This is a genomic window from Oleiphilus sp. HI0080, assembly GCF_001635135.1.
In genome coordinates, this window is record NZ_LWFU01000950.1 from 1 (window position 1) to 832 (window position 832).

Below are 832 nucleotides of genomic sequence, written 5' to 3' on the forward strand. Positions count from 1 at the left end.
TAACAAATTCTGGACGATGCGGACCATAACCTAACTCCGGGGGAATCGTCGCTTCAATTCGATCTCCGGCGCTGCGGCCATCAACGGCCTTCTGCAAACCCTCGATGACATCTGAGGCGCCGATTTTTATCTTCATTGGCTCTCCACCCTGGGATGTATCCACTACCTCCCCATCGCTTCCTTTGAGCCAATAATGCACAGTATATGTTTTCATAACTACCTCTTGTCCGAGCGCTCGACTAACCAGTCTGCACTGAGAGCCCATGTATGCGCGGGAGCAGATGCACCTGCAAATACACCGGCATGTCCTCCGGGCGCAATACAGAATTCTTTATCCGTGGATGACACAATATCCAGAATCTTGTGTGCAGCTTTCACGCTAACGATATTATCGCTCTCTCCAGCAAAGGCCAAAATAGAACACGCAATCTTATTGAACTGCGCTTTAGCCTGCCCGATGCGCATCGCACCACTAGCAATTCGGTTATTAATCATCATATGGACGGCCATGTCCTTAATTGTCTCGCCAGGGTAATCGACCATGTCATCAAACCACTTACTCATGGTCAGACTCTCCTCCAGATACTCACGATCCCAGAGATTTAAGAACTTCTCATACGAATTGATCACACTACCAATCGGGTTGGTCAATTTGAAAGCGACCGAGGACACCCATCCTGGCACATGAAACATTTTCGCCGGCATATCTAAAAGCGAGACATTCAACATACTGGAAATACTTTGCGCAGGCTTGTATACCACCGAAAGAAACTTTCCTGTGAGACCACTTTGATGCATATCGACAGGACTAGCTACTGTAATTAGGTTTCGA

2 protein-coding genes are annotated in these 832 nt (G+C 47.7%); both read right to left on the minus strand.

Annotation, left to right across the window (positions count from 1 at the left end; genetic code table 11):
• On the minus strand, positions 1 to 214 hold a 214-nt coding region (locus tag A3751_RS18455), incomplete at its 3' end, for a peptidylprolyl isomerase (RefSeq protein ID WP_197466490.1).
• Between the two features lie 2 nt (positions 215 to 216).
• The coding region (locus A3751_RS18460) for a serine aminopeptidase domain-containing protein (protein ID WP_369821257.1) at positions 217 to 832 on the minus strand (616 nt) is incomplete at its 5' end.